General features: G+C 67.2%; 22 protein-coding genes. 12 read left to right on the top strand and 10 right to left on the bottom strand.

The genetic code is table 11. The features are described 5' to 3' along the window. Window positions 1-3 precede the first annotated feature (3 nt). Genes EWH70_RS09810 through nuoN form a run of 12 tightly spaced genes read left to right on the top strand, consistent with a single transcriptional unit; the run spans window position 4 to window position 14,746 of the window. The gene (locus tag EWH70_RS09810; protein ID WP_130474980.1) at window positions 4-756 is read left to right on the top strand and encodes an NADH-quinone oxidoreductase subunit C; all 753 of its coding nucleotides are present in this window, start codon (window positions 4-6) and stop codon (window positions 754-756) included. Then, window positions 753-2,063 carry an NADH-quinone oxidoreductase subunit D gene (locus EWH70_RS09805; RefSeq protein WP_130474979.1) on the top strand — a complete coding sequence of 437 codons (1,311 nt, stop codon included), beginning with the start codon at window positions 753-755 and terminating at the stop codon, window positions 2,061-2,063. The genes EWH70_RS09810 and EWH70_RS09805 overlap by 4 nt, the downstream gene beginning before the upstream one ends. Further along, window positions 2,060-2,914 (top strand): NADH-quinone oxidoreductase subunit NuoE, encoded by an 855-nt coding sequence (gene nuoE / locus EWH70_RS09800; protein ID WP_130474978.1) that lies wholly within the window; start codon window positions 2,060-2,062, stop codon window positions 2,912-2,914. The genes EWH70_RS09805 and nuoE overlap by 4 nt, the downstream gene beginning before the upstream one ends. Then, entirely contained in the window at window positions 2,911-4,203 is a 1,293-nt protein-coding gene (nuoF, locus tag EWH70_RS09795) for an NADH-quinone oxidoreductase subunit NuoF (protein ID WP_130474977.1), read from the top strand. Before nuoE ends, nuoF begins: the two co-directional genes overlap by 4 nt. Further along, window positions 4,200-6,668, top strand: coding sequence for an NADH-quinone oxidoreductase subunit G (locus EWH70_RS09790; protein ID WP_130474976.1), 2,469 nt, complete (start codon window positions 4,200-4,202; stop codon window positions 6,666-6,668). The genes nuoF and EWH70_RS09790 overlap by 4 nt, the downstream gene beginning before the upstream one ends. Further along, window positions 6,665-8,005, top strand: a complete 1,341-nt coding sequence (nuoH, locus tag EWH70_RS09785; protein ID WP_130474975.1) for an NADH-quinone oxidoreductase subunit NuoH — start codon at window positions 6,665-6,667, stop codon at window positions 8,003-8,005. The genes EWH70_RS09790 and nuoH overlap by 4 nt, the downstream gene beginning before the upstream one ends. Then, window positions 7,992-8,558, top strand: coding sequence for an NADH-quinone oxidoreductase subunit NuoI (nuoI, locus tag EWH70_RS09780; protein WP_130474974.1), 567 nt, complete (start codon window positions 7,992-7,994; stop codon window positions 8,556-8,558). The genes nuoH and nuoI overlap by 14 nt, the downstream gene beginning before the upstream one ends. Continuing rightward, window positions 8,555-9,409, top strand: a complete 855-nt coding sequence (locus EWH70_RS09775; protein ID WP_130474973.1) for an NADH-quinone oxidoreductase subunit J — start codon at window positions 8,555-8,557, stop codon at window positions 9,407-9,409. Before nuoI ends, EWH70_RS09775 begins: the two co-directional genes overlap by 4 nt. After that, a complete protein-coding gene (nuoK, locus tag EWH70_RS09770; RefSeq protein WP_130474972.1) occupies window positions 9,406-9,705 on the top strand; it encodes an NADH-quinone oxidoreductase subunit NuoK in 300 nt (99 codons plus the stop codon). Before EWH70_RS09775 ends, nuoK begins: the two co-directional genes overlap by 4 nt. Window positions 9,706-9,715: 10 nt before the next feature. After that, window positions 9,716-11,611: an NADH-quinone oxidoreductase subunit L gene (nuoL, locus tag EWH70_RS09765; protein ID WP_130474971.1), complete on the top strand. Its 1,896-nt coding sequence runs from the start codon at window positions 9,716-9,718 to the stop codon at window positions 11,609-11,611. Then, on the top strand, window positions 11,608-13,161 hold the full coding sequence (locus EWH70_RS09760; RefSeq protein ID WP_130474970.1) for an NADH-quinone oxidoreductase subunit M: 1,554 nt from the start codon (window positions 11,608-11,610) through the stop codon (window positions 13,159-13,161). The genes nuoL and EWH70_RS09760 overlap by 4 nt, the downstream gene beginning before the upstream one ends. A 4-nt stretch (window positions 13,162-13,165) precedes the next feature. Beyond that, window positions 13,166-14,746, top strand: a complete 1,581-nt coding sequence (gene nuoN, locus EWH70_RS09755; RefSeq protein ID WP_130474969.1) for an NADH-quinone oxidoreductase subunit NuoN — start codon at window positions 13,166-13,168, stop codon at window positions 14,744-14,746. Between the two features lie 24 nt (window positions 14,747-14,770). Here the strand turns inward: nuoN and EWH70_RS09750 are convergent, their stop codons facing one another. The 10 genes from EWH70_RS09750 to EWH70_RS09705 form a co-directional block, all read right to left on the bottom strand. Further along, window positions 14,771-15,835, bottom strand: a complete 1,065-nt coding sequence (locus tag EWH70_RS09750) for a DUF6346 domain-containing protein (protein ID WP_130474968.1) — start codon at window positions 15,833-15,835, stop codon at window positions 14,771-14,773. Beyond that, entirely contained in the window at window positions 15,835-16,995 is a 1,161-nt protein-coding gene (locus EWH70_RS09745) for a hypothetical protein (protein WP_130474967.1), read from the bottom strand. Before EWH70_RS09745 ends, EWH70_RS09750 begins: the two co-directional genes overlap by 1 nt. A 133-nt stretch (window positions 16,996-17,128) precedes the next feature. Beyond that, a complete protein-coding gene (locus EWH70_RS09740) occupies window positions 17,129-18,145 on the bottom strand; it encodes a hypothetical protein (protein ID WP_130474966.1) in 1,017 nt (338 codons plus the stop codon). Between the two features lie 139 nt (window positions 18,146-18,284). Continuing rightward, on the bottom strand, window positions 18,285-19,295 hold the full coding sequence (locus EWH70_RS09735; protein ID WP_130474965.1) for a hypothetical protein: 1,011 nt from the start codon (window positions 19,293-19,295) through the stop codon (window positions 18,285-18,287). After that, window positions 19,292-19,618 (bottom strand): hypothetical protein, encoded by a 327-nt coding sequence (locus EWH70_RS09730; protein WP_130474964.1) that lies wholly within the window; start codon window positions 19,616-19,618, stop codon window positions 19,292-19,294. The genes EWH70_RS09735 and EWH70_RS09730 overlap by 4 nt, the downstream gene beginning before the upstream one ends. Further along, entirely contained in the window at window positions 19,615-20,184 is a 570-nt protein-coding gene (locus EWH70_RS09725) for a YbaB/EbfC family nucleoid-associated protein (protein WP_130474963.1), read from the bottom strand. The genes EWH70_RS09730 and EWH70_RS09725 overlap by 4 nt, the downstream gene beginning before the upstream one ends. Before the next feature lie 84 nt (window positions 20,185-20,268). Continuing rightward, the gene (locus tag EWH70_RS09720; protein ID WP_240686896.1) at window positions 20,269-20,955 is read right to left on the bottom strand and encodes an ESX secretion-associated protein EspG; all 687 of its coding nucleotides are present in this window, start codon (window positions 20,953-20,955) and stop codon (window positions 20,269-20,271) included. Window positions 20,956-21,023: 68 nt separating this feature from the next. Beyond that, window positions 21,024-22,268, bottom strand: a complete 1,245-nt coding sequence (locus EWH70_RS36465; RefSeq protein WP_130474961.1) for a PPE domain-containing protein — start codon at window positions 22,266-22,268, stop codon at window positions 21,024-21,026. Further along, window positions 22,268-22,900 carry a DUF3558 domain-containing protein gene (locus EWH70_RS09710; protein WP_130474960.1) on the bottom strand — a complete coding sequence of 211 codons (633 nt, stop codon included), beginning with the start codon at window positions 22,898-22,900 and terminating at the stop codon, window positions 22,268-22,270. The genes EWH70_RS36465 and EWH70_RS09710 overlap by 1 nt, the downstream gene beginning before the upstream one ends. Next, window positions 22,900-23,376: a hypothetical protein gene (locus EWH70_RS09705; protein WP_130474959.1), complete on the bottom strand. Its 477-nt coding sequence runs from the start codon at window positions 23,374-23,376 to the stop codon at window positions 22,900-22,902. Before EWH70_RS09705 ends, EWH70_RS09710 begins: the two co-directional genes overlap by 1 nt. Window positions 23,377-23,584: the final 208 nt, after the last annotated feature.

The following is a 23,584-nucleotide window of genomic DNA, read 5'->3' as shown; positions in this document are numbered from 1 at the left end:
AGAGTGCCTGAAGAAAAGCCTGTAACCGGCGGCGAGCAGTCCAGCGCGCAGCGACCCGACACCGGACTGGAGCCGCGGGGTGCCCGCCCCGCCGAGCCGGTCGTCGCCGGCCGCGAGCGCAAGGGCATGTTCGGTGTCAGCGGCACCGGTGACACCTCCGGCTACGGCGGTCTGCGGCTGCCCGCCTACACCCCCGCTCCCGCGGAACGGCCCTACGGCGGCTGGTTCGACGCGTTCGCCGACGAGTTCTACGCCGCGCTGGCGGACAACGGCATCCCCGCCGAGGCCATCCAGCAGGTGACCGTCGACCGCGGCGAGATCACCTTCTACGTCGACCGCGCGCACCTGCTGGAGATCTGCCGCACGCTGCGCAACGACGGCGGCCTGCGGTTCGAGCTGTGCAGCTCGGTGTCCGGTGTGGACTACGGCCCGGACGTGCCGCAGCGGCTGCACTCGGTCTACCACCTGACGTCGATGACGTTCCGCAGGCGGATCCGCCTCGAGGTGGCGCTGGACATCGACGACCCGCACGTGCCGTCGCTGGTGGAGATCTACCCGACCGCCGACTGGCAGGAGCGGGAGGCCTACGACATGTTCGGCATCATCTACGACGGTCACCCGGCGCTGACCCGGATCCTGATGCCGGACGACTGGGACGGCCACCCCCAGCGCAAGGACTACCCGCTCGGCGGGATCCCGGTGGAGTACAAGGGGGCGGAGATCCCGCCGCCCGATCAGCGGAGGTCGTACTCGTGAGCACCGAATACGCGGAGTCAAGGCAGACCACCGAGGGCCCGGTCTACACCGTGTCCGGCGGGGACTGGGACGACGTGCTCGCCGACGCCCAGCACGACGACCGCATGGTCATCAACATGGGCCCGCAGCACCCGTCGACGCACGGCGTGCTGCGGCTGGTGCTGGAGATGGAGGGTGAGACCGTCACCCAGCTCCGCTCGGTCATCGGCTACCTGCACACCGGTATCGAGAAGAACTGCGAGTACCGCACCTGGACCCAGGGCGTCACGTTCGTGACGCGCATGGACTACCTGGCGCCGCTGTCCAACGAGATGGGCTACTGCCTCGCGGTGGAGAAGCTGCTGGGTATCGAGGCGCCCCGGCGGGCGCAGCTGATCCGGGTGCTGCTGCTGGAGATCAACCGCATCGGCTCGCACCTGGTCTACATCGCCACCGGCGGCATGGAGCTGGGCGCCACCACCGCGATGACGCTCGGCTTCCGCGAGCGCGAGGAAGTCCTGCACCTGCTGGAGCACCTCACCGGCCTGCGGATGAACCACGCGTTCATCCGGCCCGGCGGTGTCGCGCAGGACCTGCCCGACGACTACGACGAGGTCGTCTCGGCCTTCGTCAAGGTGATGGAGGAGCGGCTCCCGCTCTACGACAAGCTCTTCACCGGCCAGCCGATCTGGCGCAACCGCCTCAAGGGCGTCGGCTACCTGCCGGTGGACGCCTGCCTCGCGCTCGGCGTCACCGGCCCGGTGCTGCGCTCGGCCGGTCTGCCGTGGGACCTGCGCAAGACCGAGCCGTACTCGGCCTACGACGAGTTCACCTTCGACATCCCGACCTCCACCGAGGCGGACTGCTGGGCCCGCTACCTGATCCGCGTCGAGGAGATGCACCAGAGCCTGCGGATCATCAAGCAGGTGCTGAAGAAGCTCGAACCCGGCCCGGTGATGGTCGAGGACAAGAAGATCGCCTGGCCCGCGCAGCTGTCGATCTCCAGCGACGGCATGGGCAACTCGCTGGAGCACGTCCGCAAGATCATGGGTCAGTCGATGGAGTCGCTGATCCACCACTTCAAGCTGGTCACCGAGGGCTTCCACGTCCCGCCGGGCCAGGTGTACGTGCCCGTCGAGTCGCCCCGCGGCGAGTTGGGCTACCACCTCGTCTCCGACGGCGGCACCCGGCCGATGCGTGTGCACGTCAGGGAACCGAGCTTCGTGAACCTGCAGTCGATGCCCGCGATGTCCGAGGGCGGCCTGGTCGCCGACGTGATCGCCGCCGTCGCCTCGATCGACCCCGTCATGGGGGGAGTGGACCGATGACCGAACCGACCCAGACCCCCGAGCCGGGCATCCACCCGGCCGAGCAGACCCACGCCGCGGCGGGCGCGGACGTCGACGTCAAGGCCGTCGCCCCGCCCGGGTCGGAGTCCATTCTGGACACCGCGGTGCTGGAGAACCCGTTCGGCGCGGACATCGAGGCGAAGGCACAGGAGATCATCGCCCGGTACCCGTTCAGCCGCTCGGCACTGCTGCCGATGCTGCACCTGGTGCAGTCGGTGCAGGGTTACGTCAGCCAGGAGGGCATCGCCTTCTGCGCCAGGCAGCTGGACCTGTCCGACGCCGAGGTCAGCGCGGTCGCCACGTTCTACACGATGTACAAGCGCAAGCCGTGTGGCGAGCACCTGGTCAGCGTGTGCACCAACACGCTGTGTGCCGCCGTCGGCGGGGACGCCATCTACAAGCGGCTGCAGGACCACCTCGGCGCCGACGGTACGCCGCTCGGGCACGAGGAGACCGCCGGTGAGCCGGGCACCCCCGGCTCGATCACGCTGGAGCACGCCGAGTGCCTGGCGGCCTGCGACCTCGCGCCGGTGCTGCAGGTCAACTACGAGTACTACGACAACCAGACGACCGACAGCGCGGTCGAGCTGGTCGACGCGTTGCGGCGCGGGGAGAAGCCCGCGCCGACGCGGGGTGCCCCGCTGAGCGACTTCAAGGGCGCCGAGCTGCAGCTCGCCGGGTTCTTCCCGGAGGACGAGGCCACCTACCGCGCCGAGGTCGACGGGCCGTCGCAGGCCGTCGAGACGCTGCGCGGCGCGCAGCTCGCGCAGGAGCGCGGCTGGAGCGCGCCGGTGATGAAGGACGTGCCGCTGCCGGAGGTGCAGAAGTGACCGCAGATCCGATTACCCCGGTTCTCACCAAGCGCTGGCTGTCGCCCGAGTCCTGGCGGCTCTCGACCTACGAGCAGCTGGAGGGCTACACGGCCGTCCGCAAGGCGCTGGCCGGAACGCCCGAGCAGCTGGTGAACCTGGTCAAGGCATCCGGCCTGCGGGGCCGCGGTGGCGCGGGCTTCCCGGCCGGCGTCAAGTGGTCGTTCATGCCGCAAAACGAGGACAAGCCGCACTACCTGGTGATCAACGCCGACGAGGGCGAACCGGGTACCTGCAAGGACATCCCGCTGATGATGGCCGACCCGCACTCGCTGATCGAGGGCTGCATCATCGCCTCGTACGCCATGCGGTCGCACCACTGCTTCATCTACGTCCGCGGCGAGGCCCTGCACTGCATCCGCAGGCTCAACGCCGCGGTGCGGGAGGCCTACCAGGCCGGTTACCTCGGCAAGGACATCCTCGGGTCCGGCTTCGACCTGGACATCACGGTGCACGCGGGCGCCGGCGCCTACATCTGCGGCGAGGAGACCGCGCTGCTCGACTCGCTGGAGGGCCGCCGCGGCCAGCCGCGGCTCAAGCCGCCGTTCCCCGCCGCCGCCGGTCTCTACGCCGCGCCGACCACGGTGAACAACGTCGAGACCATCGCCAGCGTCCCCTACATCGTCAACGCCGGTGCCGACTGGTTCCGCGAGATGGGCTCGGAGAAGTCGCCCGGCCCGAAGATCTACTCGATCTCCGGCCACGTCGAGAACCCCGGCCAGTACGAGTGTCCACTCGGGACGACCCTGCGCCAGCTGCTGGACATGGCGGGCGGCATGAAGGACGGCATCCCGCTGAAGTTCTGGACGCCCGGCGGTTCGTCGACCCCGATGTTCACCGCCGAGCACCTGGACACCCCGCTGGACTTCGAGGGCGCCGCCGAGGCCGGCTCGATGCTGGGCACGACCGCGGTGATGGTGTTCAACGAGACCGTGTCGGTGCCGTGGGCCGTGATGAAGTGGACGCAGTTCTACGAGCACGAGTCCTGCGGCAAGTGCACTCCCTGCCGGGAGGGCACCTACTGGCTGGCCCAGGTGCTGGAGCGCATGGTCGACGGCAGGGGTACCGAGGAGGACATCGACACCCTGCTCGACGTCTGCGACAACATCCTCGGCCGCTCGTTCTGCGCACTCGGTGACGGCGCGGTCAGCCCGATCACCAGCGGCATCAAGTACTTCCGGGACGAGTTCCTGGCGTTGTGTGACAAGAACAGGGCCGAACAGCCCGCCCTCGCTGGAGCCGCATCATGACGATGGCACCCGAAGAACCGAAGACCGACGAGACGCCGGTGCCCGAAGGCCACGTCAAGCTGGTCATCGACGGCGAGGAGGTCATCGCGCCCAAGGGGGAGCTGCTGATCCGCACCGCCGAGCGGCTCGGCACGGTGATCCCCCGGTTCTGCGACCACCCGCTGCTCGACCCGGCGGGCGCCTGCCGCCAGTGCCTGGTCGAGGTGGAGATGGGCGGCCGGCCGATGCCGAAGCCGCAGGCCTCCTGCACGATGACCGTCGCCGACGGCATGGTGGTCAAGACCCAGCTCACCTCGCCGGTCGCCGACAAGGCCCAGCAGGGCGTAATGGAGCTGCTGCTCATCAACCACCCGCTGGACTGCCCGATCTGCGACAAGGGCGGCGAGTGCCCGTTGCAGAACCAGGCGCTGGCACACGGCCGGGCCGACTCCCGCTTCCGCGACACCAAGCGCACGTTCCCCAAGCCGCTGCCGATCTCCAGCCAGGTGCTGCTGGACCGGGAGCGCTGCGTGCTCTGTCAGCGGTGCACCCGGTTCTCCGCGCAGATCGCCGGCGACCCGTTCATCGAACTGCTGGAACGCGGCGCGCACCAGCAGATCGGCACCGCGGAGACCGCCGACGTGCTGGACATGGCCTCCCGTAACACCAGCGGCCAGCCGTTCCAGAGCTACTTCTCCGGCAACACCATCCAGATCTGCCCGGTCGGCGCGCTGACCAGCGCGGCGTACCGGTTCCGGTCCCGGCCGTTCGACCTGGTGTCCACGCCGAGCGTCTGCGAGCACTGCTCGTCCGGCTGCGCGGAGCGCACCGACTTCCGCCGCGGCAAGGTGATGCGCAAGCTCGCCGGTGACGACCCCGAGGTCAACGAGGAGTGGATCTGCGACCGCGGCCGGTTCGCGTTCCGCTACGCCACCGCCGCCGACCGCATCCGCCGCCCGAAGATCCGCGACGCCCGCACCGGTGAGCTGGTGGACGCGTCCTGGACCGAGGCGCTGCGGGTGGCCGCCGAAGGCCTGGCCAAGGCCCGCGACGGCAGGGGAGTGGCGGTCCTGCCCGGCGGCAGGCTGACCGTCGAGGACGCCCACGCGTACTCCAAGTTCGCGCGGATCGCGTTGCGTACCAACGACATCGACTACCGCGCGCGGGCCCACTCCGCCGAGGAACTCGATTTCCTGACCGCGCACGTCGTCGGCACCACGCCGGAGAACGGGGTCACGTTCAGCGCCATCGAGAACGCGCCGACCGTGCTCTGCGTGGCGTTCGAGCCGGAGGAGGAGGCGCCGGTCGTCTTCCTGCGGCTGCGCAAGGCGGCCCGCACCAAGAAGACCAAGGTCGTCCACATCGGGCAGTGGACCACCCCGGCCGTGCGCAAGACGTTCGGCGAGCTGCTGGCCTGCGCGCCCGGCGCGGAGACGGCGGCCGTCGACGCCATCGCCGAGCACGCACCCGACCTGGACCAGGCGCTGTCCGCCGAGGGCGCGGTCGTCCTGGTCGGCGAGCGGGCCGCCGAGATCCCCGGCCTGTTCTCCGCGCTGCACCGGCTGTCCGAGCGCACCGGCGCCAGGATCGCCTGGATTCCGCGCCGGGCGGGCGAGCGCGGTGCCGTCGAGGTCGGCGCGCTGCCGACCCTGCTGCCCGGCGGCCGGCTGGTCGCCGACGCCGCCGACCGGGCCGAGGCCGCCGCCGTGTGGGGCGTCGACTCGCTGCCCGAGCAGCCCGGCCGCGACCTGACCGGCATCCTCACCGCCGCTGCCGCCAGCGACCTGGACGGCCTGCTGATCGGCGGGGTCGACCCGAACGACCTGCCCGACCCGGCGCTGGCCGCGAAGGCGCTGGAGCGGGTCAAGTTCGTGGTCAGCCTGGAGCTGCGGGAAAGCGCGGTGACCGCGGTCGCCGACGTGGTGCTGCCGATCGCGCCGGACGCCGAGAAGGCCGGTTCCTACCTCAACTGGGAGGGCAGGCACCGGAAGTTCGACATCACCCTGGAGGGCACCGGCGCCCTGTCCGACTGCCGGGTGCTGGACACCCTGGCCGTCGAGATGGACGCCGACCTGTTCACCCAGACGCCCGCCGCCGCGGCCGCCGACCTGGCGAAGCTGCCCGGCAAGACGAAGCCGGCCACGCTGACCCCGGTCGCCGCGGGCGAGCGGCCCCAGCCCGGCGAGGGCCAGGCGCTGCTGGCCACCTGGCGGCAGCTGCTGGACAACGGCTCGCTGCAGGACGACGAGCCGCACCTGGCAGGCACCCGCCGTCCGGTGGTGGCCCGGCTGTCGGAAGCCACCGCCGCGGGCAGGGAGACGGTCACCGTCGCCACGGCCCGGGGTGAGATCACGCTGCCGGTCGAGGTCGCCGACCTGCCCGACGGGGTGGTCTGGCTGCCCGGCAATTCGGACGGCTCAGCCGTACGGGCCACGCTCGGCGCCGGGCACGGCTCGCTCGTGGACATCCGCGGAGGTGACCGGTGACGACGTTGCTGGCGCAGGCACCGGATCAGCTGACCAGGGCGCAGATCCTGGCCGACGACCCGCTGTGGCTGATCGCGCTCAAGGCGGTCGTGATCCTGCTGATCGGGCCGATCCTGACGATCTTCCTGATCGTCTGGGAGCGCAAGGCGGTCGGCCGCATGCAGAACCGGCCCGGCCCCAACCGGGTCGGCCCCGGCGGTTACCTGCAGTCCCTCGCGGACGCGCTCAAGCTGCCGTTCAAGGAACAGGTCATCCCGGACACCGCCGACCGCAAGGTGTACTTCCTCGCGCCGGTGATCGCGGCCGTGCCCGCGCTGGTCGGCCTGTCGGCCATCCCGTTCGGCCCCGAGGTGTCGATCTTCGGTGAGCGGACACTGCTGCAGCTGGTCGACCTGCCGGTCGGCGTGCTGGTGGTGCTGGCCTGCTCGTCGATCGGCGTCTACGGCATCGTGCTGGCCGGCTGGTCGTCCGGCTCGCCGTACCCGCTGCTGGGCGGGCTTCGCTCGGCCGCGCAGGTGATTTCCTACGAGATCGCCATGGGCCTGTCGATCGTCGGCGTCATTCTCTACGCGCAGACGATGTCGACGGCTGGGATCGTCGAGGCGCAGTCGAACAACCTCTGGTACTTCATCACGCTGCTGCCGAGCTTCGTCATCTACGTGATCTCGATGGTCGGCGAGACCAACCGGGCCCCGTTCGACCTTCCCGAGGCCGAGTCGGAGCTGGTCGGTGGCTTCCACACCGAGTACAGCTCGATGAAGTTCGCCATGTTCTTCCTCGCCGAGTACGTGAACATGGTGATCGTCTCGGCGTTCGCCACGACGTTGTTCCTCGGCGGCTGGCTGTTCCCGTTCGTCGGTACCGACCACGTGCTGAACCAGGGCTGGTTCCCGGTCCTGTGGTTCTTTGCCAAGGTGTTCGCGCTGCTGTTCTTCTTCATCTGGCTGCGCGGCACGCTGCCCCGGTTCCGCTACGACCAGTTCATGCGGCTGGGCTGGAAGGTCCTGGTCCCGCTGAACCTGCTGTGGATCGTGGTCATCTCGACCGTCCGCGCGCTGCGGCAGGCGGAGGACGTCTCGGCGGGCACCATGGTGATCATCGGCCTGCTCGGGCTGGCGTTGATCGTCGCCATCGCCTTCGCCATCCCGGCGAAGCAGGAGCCGGACACCGACGCCGTCCCGGTCACCGGCAGCGACTACCCGCTGCCGCCACTGGACCTCAAGGTCCCGGAGACCACGCCGCGGCAGAAGGCCCTGCGGGCCAAGCAGCGTGCGGCGAAGAAGCAACTGCAACCCTCGGCTCCGGCTGGAAGGGAGGGCTCCGATGGGGATCTTTGATCCCATCAAGGGCTTCGGCGTCACCTTCGGAATGATGTTCAAGAAGGTGGCCACCGAGGAGTACCCGGAGGCAGGCGCCCCCGCGGCGCCCCGCTACCACGGGCGGCACCAGCTCAACCGGCACCCGGACGGGCTGGAGAAGTGCGTCGGCTGCGAGCTGTGCGCCTGGGCCTGCCCGGCCGACGCGATCTTCGTCGAGGGCGGGGACAACACCGAGGAGGAGCGGTACTCGCCCGGTGAGCGGTACGGCAAGGACTACCAGATCAACTACCTGCGCTGCATCGGATGCGGGTTGTGTGTCGAGGCCTGCCCGACCCGGTCGCTGACGATGATCAACTTCTACGAGCTGGCCGACGACGACCGGCAGCGGTTGATCTACACCAAGGAGGACCTGCTCGCCCCGCTGCTGCCGGGGATGGAGCAGCCGCCGCACCCGATGCGCCTCGGTGACAACGAGCAGGACTACTACGTCAACGGCCCCGAGCTGGCGGCCGGCCGCGGTGTCCCGTCCGGGGAAACCGTCGAGACGTCGGAAGAGAAGGCAATGCAATGATCGGCGCCGTTCTCGCGCAGGCACCCGCGGAGGCAGCCGTCTCCACGGGCGAGACGATCGCGTTCTGGGTGCTCGGCCCGCTCGCCGTGGCCGGTGCGCTCGGCATGATCTTCGCCCGCAACGCCGTGCACTCGGCGCTGTGGCTGGTGATGACCATGCTCTCGCTCGGTGTGCTCTACATGGTCCAGCAGGCGCCGTTCCTCGGCTTCACGCAGATCATCGTCTACACCGGCGCGATCATGATGCTGTTCCTGTTCGTGCTGATGCTGGTCGGCAGGGACAGTTCCGACTCGGTGGTCGAGGTGCTGCGTGGCCAGCGGCTCGCGGCCGCGCTGCTCGGACTCGGCATGGCCGGCCTGTTCGCCGGCGCGCTGACCCGGGCGCTGACCGACGTCACCCCGGCACCGCAGCTGGACCCGAACACTCCGGCGGGCGGCAGCGCGGGCGGTCTGGGCAAGCTGATCTTCACCGACTACCTGTTCCCGTTCGAGCTGACCTCGGCGCTGCTGATCACCGCCGCGCTCGGCGCGATGGTGCTGGCCTTCTCCGACCGGCATTCCAAGGGCGGCAAGCGTTCGCAGAAGGAGCTCGTCGAGGCCCGCTTCCGCGGCGAGTACGAACGGCCCTCGCCCAAGCCGGGCCCCGGCGTGTTCGCCACGGCCAACTCGGTCGCCACCCCGGCGCTGCTGCCCGACGGCTCGGTTGCGCAGGAGTCGCTGTCCGAGCTGATCGAGTCCACGGCGGCCACCCGGTTCGCCGCCGAGCGCAAGCGGGTCGCCGGTGAGGAACCGAAGCCGGACGCGCACGCGCTGGTGGCTTCCGAGAAGCCCGCTGGGGAGGAAGAGAAGTGACTCCTACCTACTACCTGCTGCTGTCGGCACTGCTGTTCTCCATCGGAACGGTCGGCGTCCTGGTGCGCCGCAACGCCATCGTGGTGTTCATGTGCATCGAGCTGATGCTCAACGCGGTGAACCTCTCGCTGGTCACGTTCTCCCGGATCAACGGCGGCCTGCAGGGTCAGGTGATGGCGTTCTTCGTGATGGTGGTCGCCGCCGCGGAGGTCGTGGTCGGCCTGGCGATCATCATGTCGATCTTCCGCACCCGGCGTTCGGCCTCGGTCGACGACACCAACCTGCTCAAGTACTAAGGACTAGTCAGTGATCGCATCATCGTGGCTGCTGGTCGCCCTGCCGGCGCTGGGCGCGCTGGTCCTGCTCGTCGGCGGTAAGCGGCTCAACGCCATCGGGCACCTGATCGGCTGTGCCACCGTCGCGCTGTCGTTCGTCTACGGGCTGGTGCTGTTCCTCGCCGAGACGTTCGCCTCCGCCAGTGACGTCAAGCTGTTCTCCTGGATCCCGGTCGCCGAGCTGCAGGTCGACTTCGGACTGCGCATCGACTCGCTGTCGATGACGTTCGTCCTGCTGATCACCGGCGTCGGCATGCTGATCCACTTCTACTCGATCGGCTACATGGCCGACGACGACGGCAGGCGCCGGTTCTTCGGCTACCTGAACCTGTTCGTCGCGTCCATGCTGGTCCTGGTGCTGGGCAACAGCTTCGTGACCCTGTACCTCGGCTGGGAGGGCGTGGGCCTCGCCTCGTACCTGCTGATCGGCTGGTACCAGGGCCGCCCGTCCGCGGCGACCGCCGCGAAGAAGGCGTTCCTGATGAACCGGGTCGGCGACGTCGGCCTGGCGCTGGCGATCTTCCTGATGTTCAAGTACATCGGCAGCACCGGCTACGCCGAGGTGTTCGCAGGCATCGGAGACCTGCCGCCCGGCGTCGTCACCGCGATCGCCATCCTGCTGCTGCTGGGTGCCTGCGGTAAGTCCGGTCAGTTCCCGCTGCAGGCCTGGCTTCCGGACGCGATGGAGGGCCCGACCCCGGTGTCGGCGCTCATCCACGCCGCGACGATGGTCACCGCGGGCGTCTACCTGGTGGCCCGCGCCAACGAGATCTTCAACGCCACCGAGTCCGGCAGGCTGGTCGTCACCCTCGTCGGTGTGGTCACGCTGCTGATCGGGTGCATCATCGGCTGCGCCTACGACGACATCAAGAAGGTGCTCGCCTACTCCACGGTCAGCCAGATCGGCTACATGATGCTGGCCGTCGGGCTCGGGCCGTTCGGCTACGCGCTGGGCATCATGCACCTGCTGACGCACGGCTTCTTCAAGGCCGGGCTGTTCCTCGGTGCCGGTTCGGTCATGCACGGCATGAACGACGAGGTCGACATGCGCAAGTTCGGCGGGCTGTGGCGCAAGATGCCGATCACGTTCGTCACGTTCGGCCTCGGCTACCTCGCGCTGATCGGCTTCCCGTTCCTGTCCGGCTACTTCTCCAAGGACGCCATCATCGAGGCGGCCTTCGGGCAGGAGGGCTGGAAGGGCTGGGTGTTCGGCGGTGCCGCGGCACTCGGTGCGGCGCTGACGGCGTTCTACATGACCCGCCTGATGCTGATGACGTTCTTCGGCAAGGCCCGCTGGAAGGACCTGAAGTCCAGCGATGGACGGGAGTTCCACCCGCACGAGTCGCCACCGGTGATGACCGTCCCGATGATCATCCTGGCGGTCGGCTCGGTCGCCGCCGGTGCGTTGTTCGCCATCGGCGACTCGCTGGTCGAGTGGCTGACCCCGTCGCTGGGTGCCCTGCGGGAGGCCGAGCACACGGTGGTGCCGCACGCGGCCGTTCCGTTCATCGTGGTCGGACTCTCCGCGCTGGGTGTCCTGGTGGCGTGGCTGATCTTCCGCAGGGACATCCCGGTCGAGCGGCCCGAGCGCGTCTCGTTCATCACCCGCGCCGCGCGTAAGGACCTGTACGGCAACGCCCTCAACGAGACGCTGGTCGCCAAGCCCGGTGTCTGGCTGGCCCGCTTCGCGGTCTACCTGGACAACCGGGGCGTCGACGGGGCCGTCAACGGGATCGCCGCCGCGCTGGGCGGCGGGTCCGGGCGCCTGCGCCGCATGCAGACCGGGTTCGTCCGCTCCTACGCGCTGTCCATGCTCGGCGGCGGGTTCGTCGTCATCGCCGCGCTGCTGTTGGTGAGGTTCTCATGACCTGGTTGCTCGCGCTGATTCTCCTGCCGCTGGTCGGCGCGGTCGTCGTCTCGGCGTTCCTGCGAGCCAACGACCGGCTGGCCACGCTGGTGGCGCTGGCGTTCACGCTGGTCGAGCTGGTGCTGATCGTCCCGCTGTGGCTGAGCTACGACCCGTCGGGCGAGCGCCTGCAGCAGACGTCGTCGATGGACTGGATCCCGACGTTCGGCATCCACATCTCGTTCGGCATCGACGGCATCGCGCTGGTGATGATCGCGGTCATCGCGTTCCTGGTGCCGCTGATCGTCGGCATCCTCGGGGTCACCGACAAGCTGCCGGAAGGCCGTAGCGCCGGCGGTTACCTCGGCCTGATCCTGGTGCAGCAGTCGCTGACGATCGCGGTGTTCGCCGCGACCGACGTGTTCCTGTTCTACGTGTTGTTCGAGATCATGCTGATCCCGATGTACTTCCTCATCGGCGGCTACGGCGGCGCGAACCGGCAGTACGCGGCGGTCAAGTTCTTCCTGTACTCGTTCCTCGGCGGCCTGATCATGCTGGCCTCGGCCATCGGGGCGTACTCGATGGCGTCCGACGAGCTGGGCCAGGGCACGTTCGACTGGGCCACGCTGGTGTCGGTGGTGCGCGACGCGCCGCTGGAGACGCAGATCTGGCTGTTCCTCGGGTTCTTCCTGGCGTTCGCCATCAAGGCGCCGCTGGTGCCGCTGCACACCTGGCTGCCGGACGCGGCCGGTCAGGCGCCGATCGGCGTCGCGGTGCTGCTGGTCGGCGTGCTGGACAAGGTCGGCACGTTCGGCTTCCTGCGGTACTGCATCCCGATGTTCCCGGAGGCCAGCAAGACCCTGGCGCCACTGGTGCTGACGCTCGGCGTCGCCGGGGTCATCTACGGCTCGATGCTGGCCGCCGGGCAGCGCGACATGAAGCGGTTCATCGCCTACGTGTCGATCGCGCACTTCGGCTTCATCGCGCTGGGCATCTTCGCGTTCACCACGCAGGCGCAGGTCGGCTCGGTGTCGTACATGCTCAACCACAGCCTCGCCACCGGCATGCTGATCCTGGTGATCGGCATGGTCGTCGCGCGTGGCGGGTCGACCCGGATCTCCGACTACGGCGGCATGGCGAAGCTGACCCCGTTGCTGGGCGGCATGTTCTTCATCGCCGGACTGTCCACTTTGTCGCTGCCCGGGACGAACTCGTTCATCAGCGAGTTCCTGGTGCTGCTGGGCTCGTTCGAGACGCGGCCGGTGTTCACCATCATCGCCACGCTCGGACTGGTGCTGGCCGCGGCGTACGTGCTGTGGCTGTACCAGCGGATCATGCAGGGTCCGGTGCGGGGCGACGCGCTGGTCGGCGCCGGTGGCGGTCCGGGTACCGCGATGGCGCCGGAGCTGGGCGCGAAGAAGTCCATCAAGGACCTGTCCAAGGTGGAACTCACCGTGCTGGTCCCGATGGTCGTGCTGATCATCGGGCTGGGCTTCTACCCGAAGCCCGTGCTGGACACGATCACTCCTTCGGTCGAGGCCACCATGTCGGCCGTGCAGGAAGGCAACTGAGAAGATGCTCGACGTACTGCTGGCGCAGCAACCGGATGCCGGCAAGATCGACCCGCCGGCGATCGACTACGCCGCGATCCTGCCCATCCTGATCATCCTCGGTGCCGCGTGCCTGAGCGTGCTGGTCGAGGCGTTCCTGGTGAAGCACCAGCGCTGGTCGGCGCAGGTGGTGCTGAGCCTGCTGGCGATCGTCGCCGCCGGGATCTCGCTGGGCGTGTACGTCGGCGGCGAGGGCCTGCCCGACCGCGGCACGACCACGCTGAGCGGCACGCTGTCGATCGACGGCCCGGCGCTGTTCCTGTGGGGCACGCTGCTCGCGCTGGGGCTGGGGGCGGTGCTGCTGATCGCCGACCGTTCGGTCGAGCCGGGTGGTGCGTTCGTCGCCCAGGCGGCCATCCGCCCGGGCACCATCCAGGACCGCGCGCAGGTCGGGTCGACCGGCATGCAGACCGAGGTGTTCCCGCTGACGCTGTTCGCACTCGGCGGCATGCTGACGTTCTGCGCGGCCAACGACCTGCTGACGATGTTCATCGCGCTGGAAGTGCTGAGCCTGCCGCTGTACCTGATGTGCGGCCTGGCTCGTAGGCGTCGCCTGCTGTCGCAGGAGGCCGCGGTCAAGTACTTCCTGCTCGGGGCGTTCTCCAGCGCGTTCTTCCTGTACGGCGTCGCCCTGCTGTACGGCTACGCGAACTCGGTCAAGCTCGCCGACATCGCCAACGCCGCCGCGGGAACGGACCGTTCGGACACGCTGCTGTTCGCCGGTCTGGGACTGCTGATGATCGGCCTGCTGTTCAAGGGCTCGGTCGGCCCGTTCCACACCTGGACCCCGGACGTCTATCAGGGCGCGCCGACCCCGGTGACGGCGTTCATGGCGGCCTGCACGAAGGTCGCCGCGTTCGGCGGGATCCTGCGCGTGCTGACGGTCGGGTTCGAGTCGACGAGCTGGGAGTGGCGGGGGGTCCTCTGGGCCGTGGCGATCGTGTCGATGGTGATCGGTGCGGTCCTGGGTCTGACGCAGACCGACGTGAAGCGCATGATCGCCTACTCGTCGATCGCGCACGCCGGCTTCCTGCTGGTCGGCGCGATGGCGATGACGGACCAGGGCCTGTCCGGGACGTTGTTCTACCTGCTGGCCTACGGCTTCACGACGCTGGCGGCGTTCGGTGTCGTGTCGCTGGTGCGGGACTCCAACGGCGAGGCGACGCACCTGTCGGCCTGGGCGGGTCTGGCGAAGCGGTCGCCGCTGCTGGCCGGAGTGTTCACGTTCCTTTTGCTGGCATTGGCCGGTATCCCGTTGACGAGTGGTTTCGTCGGCAAGTTCGTGGTCTTCGAGGCGGCCCTGACCGACGGAATGGCGCCGCTGGTGGTGATTGCCCTGGTCGCCAGTGCGGTGGCGGCGTTCTTCTACCTGCGGGTGGTCGTGTTGATGTACTTCTCCGAGCCGGCCCCGGACGGCCCCACGGTCACGCTGCCGGGCGCGTTCACCACGGCGGCGATCACCCTGGGCGTCATCGTCACGCTGATCCTCGGTATCGCCCCGGCGTTCGCCCTCGACTGGGCAGGCGCGGGCGCGTTCGCCATGTAGTCGCGGCTTTGTCGAAGGGCCCCGTCAGCGACGCTGGCGGGGCCCTTCCATTGTGTTGAGATGGCGGGCAGCGTAGTCCAAGAGGATCACGGCGGCCCGTTCGCTTGGGATGGCGAGCAGGCGGTAGCCGGTCGTGCTGCCCATGGCGTGGCGGTACCGGCTCGGGATGTCCTGCCGGTCCGTGTCGACATCGATCAGTCGCAGGTCGATGGGTGCGGACGAACCGTCGCTGCGTAGTTCGACCACCTCGACCCGGCGTAGCCCACGCCAAGGGACGGCCCAGACGACCTGACTGTGCCGGCGATCCCGGCTGCTGTGGAGACAGGTCAGCCCGGCGCCACTGACGATGATGGAGCCTTCCGGTGAGTCGGCGACCAGCTCGCGGGCTGTTCGGTTCGGCGACCGACGTTCGCCGGAACGGAACACGCCGTCGACGCTGTCCACGATGGACACGCGGTCGGCGTCCTCAGGCGGCGGTCGCCAGGGAACGGCGATAAGTCGTCGATCGCGGAGGTACCGGTTGATGACCTGCATCGCCGTCGGTGAATGACGGCTGACGACCACGCCAAGGCTGAACGTCGCCCACAGGTACTGTTTCCGTGCGATCAGCCAGAACACCGTCGTGGCAGCGATGGCGACGGCTCCCACCACCAGCGCGATGGATGCCGGCCCGGGATCGCCATACCGGTATCGCTCGACGTCATACCGGTAATAATCCGCCGGAATATAATGTCCGATGTCGTCGGGCGTGAACTCGCTGAGCCGGGTAGTGATGACCATGTCGGCCTTGAATCCGTACCTCGCGGACCAGTCGGTGTCGACCTCGACCTCACACATCCAGTAGAAGCCGATGCCGGAGAGGCTGATTGGGCCATACTGGCTGCAGGCGAGGACGCGGGCCGTGTCGCGCGCGTCCTCGGGTGCGTAGACGTCGTAACGCTGATCCACGCGCATCAGGCTGAATGCGGCCAGCACGGTGTAGGCCATCGCCACGACCAGTGCCCACACGCCGAAGCCCCGGACGAGACGTCGCACCGACTCACGTGGGGTTTGCAGGTGGGCGAGTGCCCGCGCCTGGTTGGTGTTCATCAGGACCTCGACAGAGTCAGGGCCGGTCGCCGTGCATGCAGCTCACGCTCGAGTACTTCGATCGCTCGGCGTTTGACCCGCAGCGGAAGCCGATACGTCCGTTCGCCGATCCGGAGTTCGCGCACCCGGGGATTCCGTTCGGCGAATGCGCCGTGCTTCGTGATCAGGTCGATGGCGAACCGATTGTCGCCCATGTCCGAAGTCGTGGCCCGAATCGCCTCGATCTCCGTCCACGGCACACCGGCTCGCACGAAGTCGCGTACGAGCCCGAATCCCGCTCGGCGTCGTGACCACGCGCATTCGATGCCCTGGTCGGTGATGACCAGCACGTCGGTCTGGAAGCGCGAGTCGCTTCCCGGGCGGGCCGACCTTGCCCAGACCGCGGTGAATAGGAGCAATGGGACGAGCAGGAGCCAGTACCAGGACAGTAGATCATTGCCGTTGAGCTTGACGAGGTCGAAGTGGAACGTGAGGGCCACGCCGAGATAGAAAGCGAGGGTGAGTAACCCGAGAACCCTCATGACTGGACGGGAAGCCTTCCAACTGCGACGAGTCCAGCCGCCCGGCGTCAGGTACAGCTCGCCGGCAACCCGTGGGGGTTGTTGCTGGCGAGGGGCGTGCTGAGCAGGCTGGTGGGGGAGGTTGAGCCATGCCTGGATCCGGTCAGCCTCGGACTGGCTGAGGGACATGTCGACCCGGTATCGCAGCCCGTTGGCCTGTCCGGCCAGCGGACCGAAACGGCGGAAGAAATCCTGGGACCTGAATGTGACGGTCAAGCCGTGAGCGAACGGTTGCTTGTCACCAGAGTAGGTTGAAGCGAAGGGAAGGGGCTCGGTACCCATGCCAACGTATCCTGGCCGGCAGTCGACGTTCGCCACCTCGTCCCAGCGGACCGACCAGTTCTCCTTTGGGCTGGTGAAAGCCAGGCCGTCCGTCGAGAACATGAGACTCGTCGGCCGGGGCCGCTTGGTGATCTTCCGGAAGACGACGATCGCGCCGATGCCGCACAGGACCGACCCGATCCCAGCTCCCACCGGTTTGCTTGTCCCCAGGACGAAAAGCTGCAGTTGACCGGAAACGAATACGCCAACGAGCGCCAGCCCGGCGAGCCACCAGGCAGGTCCGTAGCGTTTCGTTCTCTCAATGACGAGTGGTGCCATCAGATGTTGTTCCTCCCCCTTATGCGATGTCAACGATTTCAAATCGAATTGCCGCCAGGCTGGCTCAGCCTGCGAGGCTCGGTTGCATCGCCAGTCGTGCGTACTGTGTCATCCCGGTTTCAGAACTTCTCGCTCATGAGTTTTTTGTCGTTGTCAGGTCGGGTCGGAACGAGGCAGTGTGCTGGATGATTAGCGCTACAGCGCGCTCATTGACGTACAAGGGCAGCCGGTAAGCGGCATTGTCGCGCCGAAACACGCGCATCTCGGGGTGGCGGGTGGCGAAACGGTCGTCGTGTGACGGGACGAGATCGATCGCGTGTCCGTCGAAGATATTGTCAGGTGTCCCTGGCGCCGATATGTTTATTGCCCTTATCTCTTCCCAGGTTACACCAAGCTTACGGTTTTCCCGATCGAGTCCTAGTGCTGTCCTGGTGTGTGCCCAACAGCACACGAGGCCTTCATTGGTAAGGATGAGGACGTCTGTGTAGAAGATCGATCTGCGCCCAGGCCGCCCTGGCTTGTTTCCTGCGGATATGCATAAGAAGATCACCAGGGGTCCCAGCATCAGGCCAAAGAAGCCGAGGGCTGAAATACTCCGTAGCATTGGAAGACCGACGAGACTTGAGATGAGCGGAGTGCCGAAGAAGGATATGGCAGCCGCTATTCCCCAGATGTAGACGCTCTTGCTTCTGCCCCTGTCATGTTGGACCACCATGTTCTGCCCCCGTCGTGTCACGAGGACTTCGTACGAAGATTCCTCGCTTTCTTCGAGGCGCTCGGCATCCGTTGTATTATCGAACAGTGCGTTGATGTACGCGCGGACCCTTTGTATCTCTGGATGGGTGAGGTGTAGCTCGGCGGTGTAAGTCAATCCGCTGATGCGGCCAGGTAGCGGAATGGACCTATTGAAGAACTCTTTGGACCGAAATCTGATAGTTATTTCGTTGACGAAGAGTGGCTTTGTCAGCCCGCGATCCAGAAAGCGTTGCCCATAAGCTATTTTGCTGATCTCGGTCCACTCTGCGTACCAACTCGACTCGTAACCTTTCACGTGTAGGCCATTGGAGTCGATGGTCAGGACGAGTGGGCGAGAGCCTTGAATGATTCGCCAAAAAATAACGCCGCCAAGTACGCCGAATACGGCGACCATGAGGCCGTAGCCTTGGGGGCTAGTGCTTTCGAGGACGAAAAGGTATAGCAAACCGTAGCCGCACGCGATTGTGCAGCCCAGCCCGCCGAGCCACCAGGCAAGCCCATATCGAGTCGTTTTGTCAACGACGAGCGCAGACTCATTCACTGTCCAGATTTCCCGAAAGTGTCTGCATTGTGGGAGCGTTGTAGGTGGGGAAGATCTGCGTTTTCTGTCGGTCTTCTTGTTCTTTTCTGTCTGTTTCTCCGAAGATGACCGACTGATCGCCAGTAGCGGTCTTTCCGCCCCTTTCTGCGGCGATCTCCTTTTGTTTCTCTTGGATAGTCTTTTTGCTGATCTCTTTTCCGGCTTCCATGGCGGCGCGTTGCCCGATGTTCTCATCCTTGGCAAGAGCCTTGGTCAGCCGCTCCCAGATCTGCTTCATGTAGACGCCGGCGTTGCTCAATGCCCTGACGAATTTTTGCATTACCGTCAGGCCTTCGGTGGTCTTCTCAACCACGACGGGCATTCCCTCCGCTGCCAGCGCTGCTGGATAGGCGGGCGGGGGATAGCGAAACAGGATCATGATCAGCTTCGCACACGTGTCGGTGATGAGGCCACGGATGAAGGAGCGGACGATGTTCAACAAAGTTTTCGATATGTCGACAAATCGGGCTGCGAGCATGGCGTCGTCCGACATTTGTGCGTATCGGTCGAGGCGGTCTTGTACGAACTGCCGGTACTGGTCAGCTGAGCCGCCCGTCCAAGTAGCACAATCTTGTTGGACACTCGTCGTCAACTCTTGGGCCACCTGCTGTATGTGTGAGCTGATCTGTACCCAAGTTTGGACGGTCAGGTCCAGTTCGTCCTGACTTCCGGTTAGCTTGTCGAGAAAGTCCTTCAGCGGGGAAAGGTGCTCCATCACCCAACCGAGTCCCATGCTGATGAGCATCTCAGCAGGGTTCTTGATGCCCATCGCAAGGTCGACCGCGCCACCGGCGATATCCAGAAGCCCTTCGGTCCACTCGCCGTCTGCGATCAACGAGACGCCACCGATGAAGTCCTGTGCGACGCCGGCGCCCTGGAGTGCTTCCTTTGTCGGCTTCTTGACCGCATCGGTTTCGGCGCGGGCGTCGACAATCAGGGGGTTCTCGTTTGCCGGCTGGTTCATTTCGGGCCAATCTTGCCAAGAAGAGTGCCGATACTTTCTTCGTCAACCCGTTTGACCTCAGCCCATTTTCGTACGGCGCTCACGTGATAATTGCTCGTGTCGATCGCCGTTCGCAATGCTTCGGTCATCCCTTCCATTGTTTCATTGCAACGCCATGCGAATGCCAGTCCCAGAAGCCCGAATGCTTCGTAACCCATGCGTTGGTTTGCCGCCTGTAGGGCTTGATCGAGAACCTCATGAGTCCTCTCTACGCGTTGTGCATGCGCAGTGACCTGGTCTGGGGCGACATGGAAGCCGTTGTCTCCCTGTGGAAGACCGTTCATCGGCGGCCTCCGGGTTCGTCGTCGTCGAGGAAGCCGCCGTCGTTGAAGTAGTCGTCGTCGTGGTCCTCGGCGGCGGGGGCGCGGTTGGGCCGCGGTGGCGGGGCAGGCCGGGGCGGTGCGGTCGGGCGGGGCGGTGCCGGCGGGTGCTCGTCTGGCTGTTCGGCGACGAACCGGTCGCTCTCCGACGGTGCCGAGTGGCCGCCCTCGACGTAACCCTGAGGTTCGGGCTCGGGGTAGCTCTCGTGCATCTGGTGCACGAGTTCGTTCATGGTCTCGGTGCCGGCGATCGACGGGACACCGGCTTGCATGGCGTCGGCGAGCTGGCTCTGGGCCTGCTGCATCGTCCGCATGATCTGCTGCGCCAGGTCGGGTTTGGTCCGCGCGGTGGGGCCGATGACGAGATCGGTCACGTTGCCGGCGTGGTTGACCGTGACGGTGATCTGACCGTCCTGGCTGCGTGCGGTCGTCTGGACCGCCTCGATCTCGGTGCGCATTTGCTCGGCCTTGGCGAGTGTGGCCTGCATCTTGGCTTCGTAGTCCGCGAACAACTGTTCGGGCGCTGTCACGAGTACCTCCCCCGGTAGTCGGTTGGCAACTGAGTGTGGCACACGGGTCCGGTGTGCCATGGTCGTTTCCCGCAAAAGGGGACGTCAGCCTGCTAGGGCCGCGAGCTTGTTGGCGAGGTTGACCGGTGTGCCCGGCAGGACGGCGATGTGGTCGCCGCCGGATTCGGCGAACGTCACTCGGCCGGCGTCGATGTCCAGGTACTTCACCGTCTCGCTGGCCTGCTCGCGGCGTCCCCGGTGGTCTCGGCGCGCCGCGTGCAGGAAGCCGGCGCCGTAGTACGGGACGCTGAAGATCTCGAGCAGTTCGCGGGCCTCGGGGCTGGTGCGTGCCGGTTCGTCGTAGATGTCCGAGCCACCGTTCTCCGCGTCACGCAGGTCCTGCCGTGCGACCGTGAACGGCGTGAACCCGGCGGGGTCGAACTCCGGTAGGTGCTCGACCAGCGTCGCCGCCTGGTTGGGCGTCGGATCGGGTTTGAGCCACACTCGGTCGCCCTGGTGCAGGGCCACCGCGGCGGCCCGGTTTCGGGCCGCCACGAGGATCGAGTACTGCTCGTCACCGGTGCGAACGAAAGCGAAGAACTCCTGCTCTGGCTTGTCGAAGAGGTGCAGTGTGTCCGCGAACTCGTCGGTCAGCCGGCCGCCTCGCAGCAACCCGAGGTCGCCGAGTTCCTCCCTGACCTTCCGGTCGAACTCCGGCGCAGCCTCGGGCGGGATGTACACCGCCTCGTTCGCGAACACGATGTGCGGTTCACCGCACCCTGCCCACCGCATCGACGTGAGCACGGAGTGTAACGACAGCTCGACAGCCTTTCTGAGCACCACGTCCCCCTCCCGGGCCGTCAGGGCTTGTGCGGCTTGGACTCGCCGATCGTCGGCGGTACCGGCTTGACGATGTCGCCGCCGAACAACTCGTCGGGGTCCTCGCCCTTGACGTAGGGAGCGCGCTGGTGCTCCTTGTCCTCTTCCTTCTCACCACGACCGGCCATCGGCGCGCCGCCCATCGGCATGGCACCCGAGCGGCCACCGGCACCGCCGGCGCCAGCGGCGCCCGGCCGGCCGGCGACACCTTCCGGCCCACCGACTCCGGTCATCCGGCCGCCGACGCCTGGGCCGCCAGGTACCGCGCCGGGTCCGCCGACGCGGCCGCTGGCGAGGCCACCGGGGCCACCGGTGCCGGGGCCGAACCCGCCGGGGCGCAGCCCGCCGGGCGCGCCGGGGCCGCGGTAACCCGGCGGCCCCGGGACCATGCCGGGGTAGTTCGGGTTGTTGGGGAGGTTCGGCGTGCCCGGCGGGGTGGGCCGGACCTGCTGCTGGTTGCCCGGCTGGTCCGTGCCCGGGATGTTCGAGGCCGCCCGGGTGTTGTCGCTGACCCCGTTCGGTACCGGGCCACTCGCGGGAGGCGGTCCGCTGTGCGGCTGCGGGCCACTACCGCCGGGAACCGACGGCGGCGGTGCGGATGGTCCCGAGTGAACCCCGCCTCCGGGCCCGCCAGGTGGCGGCTCGCTGCTGCCACCCTTGAACCCGTCCGTGCCGCCCGGCTTCTCGGCCATGCTGATCGAACCGCCCGGATCGACCAGGGGCGCGTATACCGTCGGCATCGTCTGCCCGTTGCTGGTGCTGGCACCGTGGTAGGCAGCGAACGCGTCGACGTTGGCCTGGCTCTGCGCGTTCCACTGGCCGAGCTTCTGGAAGTAGCCGCTCATGTCGGGTATCAGCAGGCCGGCTTTGACGTCCTCGGACGTTATCGGCGGCGGGTTCGGCGGTACCGGTACGACCTTGCTCTTGACGACCTCGAATGCGTTGGTTTGGTCAGCGATCGCACGGTCCGCGGTGACTAACAGGTCCGCATCGTGCTGAGCCGCGGTAGCCAGCGGCGTGGCGGCGCCTGCCGCGGCAGCACCCGCGTTGCCTTGCCAGCCTTCTGCGATCGTGCCGCCGAGATCCTGAACTTGCTTCGATCGGTCGTGCAGCCGCATCTGCAGCTGTGCGCATGCTGTCTGCGCGTCGATCAGCTTCGCGGGCCCAGGACCACCAGTGACCTGCTCGTAGATCTGGGACGCGGTGAGAGGACCGTTCGCGCACATCAGCGAACTCCCTTGAGGTTGGCGACCACCATCGCGGCCACGTCCTGGACGGATTCGCAGGGGTCCTTCTTGCCGAGGTTCTTCTCCGATTGGAAGACGCCGATATCGACGATCGTGCGGTCGCTGACGCCGAGGGCTGCCTGGCACCTACCCGAATCCGCGGGGTTGCCCTCGGCGCTGTACGCCACCAGGGGATAGCCGTCCACGGGTGGCAGCTCCTTGAAGAAGCCACGGTTCCTGTCGCGGTAGATGGCTGTCAGTCCGAGATTGTTGACCTTGGGAAAGGTGATCCCTACTTGTGCTGATCCGGGGCCGTCCCAGGCGCAGCCTGGGCCCACCACGTTGTCGGGCTTCGACGGCGTATCAGGTGAGCCGAGCAACTCGGACACCTGTGGTTTGGTCAGAACAGAGCAGGGGGCGGCCTCGAATCGACTCGTGTCCAGCGGACTCGCGACGCTGGGTGCGCCGTGTCCGGGCACCTGGTCGCCGCCTTCTGAGGAACCAGGCGATGGCTCGGAGGGAACGGGGACGGGCTGCGGCGTGGTCGCCCGACCGTTGGCCGTGCCGTTGCCCGAACAGGCGGCGACCACAAAGGCGAGCACGAGTGCGCTTCCGAGCGCAGCGAGGCGCATCAGACCGAACCTCCCTGCTGGTTGATGTCGGTAGTGGCCTGCTCTTCGCGCTCGGCGTACTTGCCTGCGGCAGTCCAGAACTTCTCGGCTTGCGCCCTGCAATAGGCCATTCTGTCCCTGTTGGCGGCGATGAGGGCTTCGCCGGAATTGCGGATGAGTACCGCGTTGCCGTCGCTGGCGTACTCCTTGCCGGGGCCTTCAGCCTTGATCAGTTGCTCGGCAAGCTGGAGGTCGCGTTGATACTCAGCCTCCAACGCCGCCCACTTCTTAGCGATGGTGTTCAGCTGCTCGGGGGTGTAGGAGAAGCCGCCACCGGCGGCCTGGGCGGCCGCGGCCTGCGCCTGCATACCGCCCTCGACGAAGCCGGTCCACGTCTGGTCGATCCAGTTCGGCCCGGTCTTCACCTCGGTGTCCGCGCCTGGAACGTAGGCAGGCGGCCCGGCCGGCCTGGCCTCGCCACGGATCTCATCGGCCATGCCGCACCCCCTGCCGTAAGCCGGCAGCCGGCAACAGTTCGGGCAGGCGTGAGCCTTCGAATGTCATGTCCCCTCCCCAGGGTCGCCACGCGCGCGGCCTACCACGCGTCGTGGGCATTCGACGACAGAAAGCTAGCACAGGCTCCCGGTGGGTGACCGGGGTCATGCACGGCACCCGATCGGCGCTACTTCGATCAAGCTCGTGACG

The organism is Amycolatopsis suaedae, from assembly GCF_004214935.1.
Classification (GTDB): domain Bacteria; phylum Actinomycetota; class Actinomycetes; order Mycobacteriales; family Pseudonocardiaceae; genus Amycolatopsis; species Amycolatopsis suaedae.
The sequence above is the reverse complement of the archived record's forward strand: the minus strand, read 5'-3'. Positions and strand labels throughout refer to the sequence as shown.